The 6,503-nt window shown below is 72.2% G+C and carries 5 protein-coding genes and 1 rRNA gene; 1 reads left to right on the top strand and 5 read right to left on the bottom strand.

Annotation, left to right across the window (positions count from 1 at the left end):
• The first annotated feature begins 109 nt into the window (after positions 1 to 109).
• Positions 110 to 226: ribosomal RNA gene (gene rrf / locus ACIQU6_RS13090) — 5S ribosomal RNA — on the top strand.
• Positions 227 to 616: 390 nt separating this feature from the next.
• Here the strand turns inward: rrf and ACIQU6_RS13085 are convergent.
• From ACIQU6_RS13085 to ACIQU6_RS13065, 5 genes are read right to left on the bottom strand one after another with little or no spacing between them, the layout of a single operon-like run.
• Complete coding sequence (locus ACIQU6_RS13085; protein WP_403481692.1) at positions 617 to 1,927, bottom strand: DUF58 domain-containing protein; 1,311 nt, start codon at positions 1,925 to 1,927, stop codon at positions 617 to 619.
• Between the two features lie 8 nt (positions 1,928 to 1,935).
• Positions 1,936 to 2,901, bottom strand: coding sequence for an AAA family ATPase (locus tag ACIQU6_RS13080; RefSeq protein ID WP_403481691.1), 966 nt, complete (start codon positions 2,899 to 2,901; stop codon positions 1,936 to 1,938).
• Positions 2,882 to 4,114, bottom strand: coding sequence for a DUF4350 domain-containing protein (locus tag ACIQU6_RS13075; RefSeq protein WP_403481690.1), 1,233 nt, complete (start codon positions 4,112 to 4,114; stop codon positions 2,882 to 2,884). The genes ACIQU6_RS13080 and ACIQU6_RS13075 overlap by 20 nt, the downstream gene beginning before the upstream one ends.
• Positions 4,111 to 4,803: a DUF4129 domain-containing protein gene (locus tag ACIQU6_RS13070; RefSeq protein ID WP_403481689.1), complete on the bottom strand. Its 693-nt coding sequence runs from the start codon at positions 4,801 to 4,803 to the stop codon at positions 4,111 to 4,113. Before ACIQU6_RS13070 ends, ACIQU6_RS13075 begins: the two co-directional genes overlap by 4 nt.
• Positions 4,804 to 4,807: 4 nt before the next feature.
• Entirely contained in the window at positions 4,808 to 6,430 is a 1,623-nt protein-coding gene (locus ACIQU6_RS13065) for a hypothetical protein (protein WP_403481688.1), read from the bottom strand.
• Positions 6,431 to 6,503 lie beyond the last annotated feature (73 nt).

The following is a 6,503-nucleotide window of genomic DNA, read 5'->3' as shown; positions in this document are numbered from 1 at the left end:
GGAGTTGACTGGTACTAATAGGCCGAGGGCTTGTCCTCAGTTGCTCGCGTCCACTGTGTTGGTTCTGAAGCCACGAACAGACCAACGGTTGTTCTTAGTTTCATAGTGTTTCGGTGGTTATAGCGTTAGGGAAACGCCCGGTTACATTTCGAACCCGGAAGCTAAGCCTTTCAGCGCCGATGGTACTGCAGGGGGGACCCTGTGGGAGAGTAGGACGCCGCCGAACTCCTTTTATGGCTCCGGTTCTTGAACCTTCTGGTTCAGGAACCGGAGCCTTTTTTGCTTTGTGGTTGTGGTTGGAGCCTCGTTCCCGGGTTTGGGGGCGGGGCTCTTTTTGCGTTGTAGGGGTGCGTGTTGGCTTGTGGTGTAGGGGAGATGGCGCTGGTGTGGCCGGATTTCTGCCGTGTGTGCGGGTGAGGCAGGCGGGCTGTTGGGGGCCGTGGAGGGCTGCATGTATCCCGTGTGTGGAGGGAAGGGTGCGCGAAGGCGACGCGGTTGATCGTGGGGTGCTGAGCATGAGGCCGAGGGTGCGGTGGAGGAGACCGTCTGGCTTGCTCGTGGCGTGGGTGGGACAGCGGATGGGGGCGGGCCCGTGCCGTTTTGTGTGGGGAGGTGGTTAGAGGCGGCCGGCGGACTTGAGGGAGAGGTAGGCGTCGGCGAGGTGGGGGGCCAGGTGGTCCGGGGTGGAGTCGAGGACCGTGATGCCGTGGTGGCGGAGGCGGTCGGCGGTGCGACGGCGGGCGGCGCGGGTCTGTTCCGCGGCGGCGGCCGCGTAGACGGCCTGCGGGGTGTGGCGGCCGGCGGCCATCTCTTCGATACGGGGATCGGCGACGGCGGTGACGACGAGTTCGTTGCGTTGGGTGAGGGAGGGGAGGACCGGGAGGAGGGCCTCTTCCATGGGGGCCGGGTCGAGGCCGGTGAAGAGGACGATCAGAGAGCGGCGGGTGGCGTGGCGGTGGATGGTTGCGGCCAGGCCGCGGGCGTCCGCTTCGACGAGTTCCGGTTCCAGCGGCGCGAGGGCGTCGGTGAGGGCCGGCAGGAGGTCGCGGGCGGTGCGGCCCTGTACGGAGGCGCGTACCCGGCGGTCGTAGGCGAGGAGGTCGACGCGGTCGCCGGCGCGGGCGGCGAGGGCGGCGAGGAGCAGGGCGGCGTCCATGGAGGCGTCGAGGCGGGGTATGTCGCCGACGCGGCCGGCGGAGGTACGGCCGGTTTCCAGAACGAGGAGGATGCGCCGATCACGTTCGGGGCGCCAGGTGCGGACCGCGACGGTCTGCCGGCGGGCGGTGGCGCGCCAGTCGATGGAGCGGGTGTCGTCGCCGGGGGTGTAGTCGCGGAGGCTGTCGAATTCGGTGCCCTCACCGCGCGTCAGGATGCTGGTGCGGCCGTCGAGTTCGCGGAGTCGGGCCAGTTTGGCGGGGAGGTGCTTGCGGCTGGTGAACGGGGGCAGGACGCGCAGGGTCCAGGGGACGTGGTGGCTTCCTTGGCGGGCGGCCAGGCCGAGGGGGCCGTAGGAGCGGACCGTGACGCGGACGGCATGGTGATCGCCGCGGCGGGTGGGGTGGAGCGTGGTGGTCAGGCGGCGTCGTTCGCCTGCGGGGACGCGGAGGGCGTGGCGGGACGCGGGGACGTCGTCGCCGGGGCGGAAGGAACTCGGGGGCCACGCGTCGCGGAGCTCGGCACGTAGCGGGCGTCGGCCTGGGTTGGTGAGGGTGAGGTGGATGTGGGCTTCGCCTGTTAGTCGAACGCTTGTGTCACCGGTTCGGGTGAAATGGAGCTTTCGCACTGGCGCGGCGAGGGCCAGATCGCACACGATTGCTATCAGCAAGGCGAGTTGGACGATGAGGATCCCGAGCCAGCCGGGGAGCGCGAAGCCCACGACGAGGGCTCCGAGTGCGGAGAGGAGAGCGGTACGTCCGGTGAGGGCCATGGGTTGCCTCAGCGGGGCACGGGGAGATGAGCGAGCACGGCGTTGATCACGGAGTCAGCGGTGACTCCTTCCATCTCGGCCTCGGGCCGGAGGTGGATGCGGTGCCGGAGGGTGGGGAGAGCCAGGGCCTTGACGTCGTCTGGCGTGACGTAGTCGCGGCCGGTGAGCCAGGCCCAGGCGCGTGAAGTGGAGAGCAGGGCGGTGGCTCCTCGGGGGGAGACGCCGAGAGACAGCGAGGGGGATTCGCGCGTGGCACGACAGATATCGACGATGTAGCCGGTGACTTCGGGGGAGACGGCCGTCTTGGCGACGGCGTCGCGAGCTGCTTCGAGGTCGGCGGCGGAGGCGACGGGGCGGAGTCCTGCGGCGTTCAGATCGCGTGGGCTGAAGCCGGCCGCGTGCCGGGTGAGGATGTCTATCTCGTCCTGACGGGCGGGCAGCGACATCGTGAGCTTCAGCAGGAAGCGGTCGAGCTGGGCCTCGGGCAGGGGGTAAGTGCCCTCGTACTCCGTGGGGTTCTGGGTTGCGGCGACGAGGAACGGCTCGGGAAGCGGGCGAGGCGTGCCGTCGACGGTCACCTGGCGCTCTTCCATCGCTTCGAGCAGGGACGCCTGGGTCTTGGGGGGCGTGCGGTTGATCTCGTCGGCGAGCAGGAGGTTGGTGAAGACCGGGCCGGGCTGGAAGGAGAACTCGGCGTTGCGGGTGTCGTAGACCAGCGAACCCGTGACATCACTGGGCATCAGATCGGGGGTGAACTGTACGCGCTTGGTGTCGAGTTCGAGGGCCGTCGACAGGGCGCGGACGAGCAGGGTCTTGGCGACGCCGGGGACACCTTCGAGGAGTACGTGACCGCGGCAGAGCAGCGCGACGACCAGGCCGGTGACGGCGGGGTCCTGGCCTACGACGGCCTTGGCTATCTCGGTGCGCAGTTCCTCAAGGGAGGCTCGGGCGCTGTCAGCGGTCGGGGTGCTCACGAGGTGCGTGCCTCTCTTGGGAAACGATCGAGCTTTCGAGTGTGTCGAGTTGGTCGGCCAGGTGTACCAGGGCCTTGTCGTCCGCCGGGGCGGGGCCGAACAGCAGGGTCTGGAGGTCGGCCGTGGCCAGGGGGGCGGTGCCCAACTGGGTGCGGACGGCGGGGAGGAGGACGTCGGAGGTGTGGGCGTGCGCGGCGGGCACGCCGATCAGGGGGGCGAGCCGGGTACGGGTCGCCGAGCGCAGGACGGCCGAGGCCCGGTCACGGGCGTGGGCCTGTTCGTAGAGGCGGGCGTGGCCCTCGGTGGTTTCGGCGGCCGGGACGGTGACCGGGAGGCGTTCGGGCACCAGGGGGCCGAGCCGGCGGGCGCGCCACAGGGCCGCGCAGAGGGCGGCGAGGGCGAGTTGGAGGAGGGCCCAGCGCCAACCGGCGGGGATGAGGCCGAGGAGACCGGGCTTGTCGTCCGGGGCAGTGGAGGACGGGTCGCTGACGGAGGGGAGGTACCAGACCACATGTGCGTGCGTACCGAGGAGTTGAAGGGCCAGCGAGGCGTTGCCGCGCTCGGCGAGGTGCTGGTTGTAGAGGAAGTCGGCGGAGCCGAGGAGGACCGTGTCGCGGTTGCCGTCGGGCGCGGGGAGGCGCAGCAGGGCGGAGTAACCGCTCGCGTCGTAGCAGCGGTCGACCGAGGGGGCGGAGGTGGCGTAGCGGAGGCCGCCGAGGAGCACGTCGCCCGCGCTGCGGGCCGCGGGCAGCGAACAGCCGGGCTGGCGCGACGCGTTGCCGATCTGCGGTTCGACGTGGACGGTCGGCGCGAGGACCTGGAGGGAGGCGGCGCCGGGGGCGAGCAGGACGGTGCGGCCGGGCGCGCGGTCGGACGCCGTGGAGAGGCCGGTCAGCTGGCCGTCGGTCAGGACGTCGGGGGCGGCGATGAGCAGGGTGCTGTCCGGGCCGGCCGCGGCGGCGGCCTCCTCGGAGGTGGTCACGACCTGGGTGGTGACGCCGTGGGCGGACAGGAGTTGGGCGAGGGCCCGGCTGCCGGTCGGGTCCGCGGAGCGGGGGTCGAGCCGGCCGTGCTGTTCGCCGGACCGCAGGGCGGCGAGGACGATTCCGCCGATGACGAGCAGCAGCAGGCCCAGCAGGACGCCCCGGGAGCGGGTCCACAGGCGGTGCGCGGTGTGGCCGGGAGTCGTGGCGGCGGTGGTGGCTGTGGTCATCCGCGGCTCCCGGTCGGGGCGGCGGTCAGGTGGGGCTTGGCGCGCTGGAGCTCGCTGTCGAGGTCGGCCAGGAGGGCATGGGCCCGTTCCGTGCCGGGGCGGCCGCCGTATGCGACGTCGTCGAAGGTGCGGGCCGCCGTGCGCAGTTGCCCGGCGTACGCGGGGAGGACGAGGCCGGCCTCGGTGGCCGCCTCGTCGGCGGTGCGGCCCGGGCCGGGGGTGAGCAGGGCGCGTTCCTCCAGGGCGAGGACGAGGGCGCGCATCCGCTCCTGGACGGCCTCGTTCCAGTGGCCCTCGGCCGCGTGCCGGTCGGCGTTCGCGCGGTGTTGGACGGCGGTCCGAGGCGCATCGGAGAAGAGGGCGCCGCGCGTGGTCGGCGTGCGGCGCACCGTGCCGAGCCGCAGCCGGAGGGCGACGACCAGCAGCAGGACGAACGCGGCGAGCGCGATGAGTCCGACCCAGCCGCCCGGAGTGGCGCCGGCGGCGGAGTTGAAGAGCTCGCCGACGTGGTCCCAGAGCCAATTCAGGGCGCGCTGGAGCAGGTTGGGGTCATGCTGGTGGTACCGGGGATCGGACAGCTCGCGTTCCGCCGCCTCACGGGCGGGGACGCGAGAGATCCGTACCGGTGTGTCGTCGTCGGAGAGCGCGGTGAGGCGCACGAGCGCGGCGATCTTCCCCCCTGTGGTCACCGCATCAGCTTCCCGGTGCGGCGTCGGTCGGGCGTGGGCCGGGGATGTCGGTGGACGGCTCCGCGGGTGCCGACGGAGCGTCGGGCGCCTTGTCGGCGGCGGGTTCGGGCGGGTTCGGTGCCGCGTTCTCGCCCTCGGAGGGGTGAGTCTTCGTCAGTTGAACGTTCGCCGGTTGAGTGGCCGTTGGCTGAGGCTCCGTCGGGTGCGCCAGGGCTGTCGTCACCTGCTCGGACGGGGCGTCAGCGGTCCGTTCCGTGACGGCGGTTGCGCCCGGTGTGACGTCGGGGGCGGTCCGAGGGGCCGGGGTGGTGCCGGTGGCCTGCGGTGCGGCGGGGGCCTCGGCTCCGTAGCCGGGGAGGCCGGCGGCGCGGGCGAGTTCGAGGTCGAGCGCTTCGCGGCGGATGCGCTGGTCGACGTAGAGGAGGGCGGTGACGCCGGCGCTGATCGGGAGCGCGACCGTCGAGCTGATGACCGCGCCGATGCCCATCGTGATCAGGAACGACCAACCGGTGGAGCCGCTGGCGCCGTTGGCCCAGTCCATCAGGCTCTCACCGTCTATCAGGAAGGCGATGAGGGTGGCCGGGATCTGGACGATGAACTCGACCATGACGATCAGCAGGTAGGCCAGGAGCTGGATGCCCAGCACCCGCCACCAGGCGCCCCGGACCAGCTTGGCGGAGCGGCGCAGGGAGGCGAAGACGCCCTGCTTCTCCAGCATCAGGGCCGGGGAGGCCAGGCTGTAGCGTACCCACAACCAGACGCTCACACAGGCGGCGGCGAACAGGCCGAGCAGGGTGAGCAGCAGGCCGATGGCGAGCGGGCCGGAGGCGGAGACGAGGAGGCCCGGGGCGAGACCGGCCGCGAACGCGGCGGTGACGAGCAGCGAGAGCAGGAGCACCAGGCCGAGCAGTCGCGGGAGTTGGGAACGGGCGTCGCGCCACGCTTCCTTGGCGGTGACCGACCGGCCCAGCACCGACCGGCTGACGATCATGGTCAGCATGCCGGTGGCGACGATCGTCGCGAGCAGTCCGATGACCGAGCTGATGGCGGAGCCGGCGAGGGAGTCGCTCATGTCGCTCATGACCTGGCGCAGCGGCGGTCCGGAGCCCTCGTCGAGGGCGGCGCGGGGATTGGGGCCGGGGAACCACAGGCCCGAGACGAGCGTGACGGCGGTCTGCGAGATCACCGCGACGATCAGCGAGATGCCCAGCACGGTGCGCCAGTGGGCGCGCATGGTGGCCACCGCGCCGTCGAGGATCTCGCCGACGCCCAGCGGGCGCAGCGGGATGACGCCCGGCTTGGCGGCGGGTGGCGTTGCCGCCCAGCCTCCGCCCCGGCCGGGGGTGCCGCCGGGGCCCGGCGGGGTGGTCCAACCACCCCGGGGCTGGCCGGACGACGCGCGGGTGCGGTCACCGGTGCCGCGGCCGCTCTGGCCGGGGATGCCGGCCGGGGCCGTCCACTGCCCGGGGGGCGGCTGGTTGCTGGACCAGTTCGGTGGGGCCGCCTGCTCGGGCGCGCCGGGGCGGTCTTCCGGAGCGGCTGGCTGGGTGGGCTGCTCCGAGGCGCCGCGGTCCGGCTGGTCGGAAGGGGAGGATCCGGGCGAGGCCCAGCCCGGAGAGTTGTTCATCGTCGCTCCTTCTTGCTGCCCGTCCGCCGGGGCGGCGGCCGGGGTCCGGGGTCCGCGGTGTCAGTCATCGTGT

The sequence above is a fragment of the Streptomyces sp. NPDC090442 genome (genome assembly GCF_044769405.1).
GTDB lineage: Bacteria > Actinomycetota > Actinomycetes > Streptomycetales > Streptomycetaceae > Streptomyces.
Note: the sequence above shows the minus strand (reverse complement) of the source record. Positions and strands in the feature narration are given on the sequence as shown.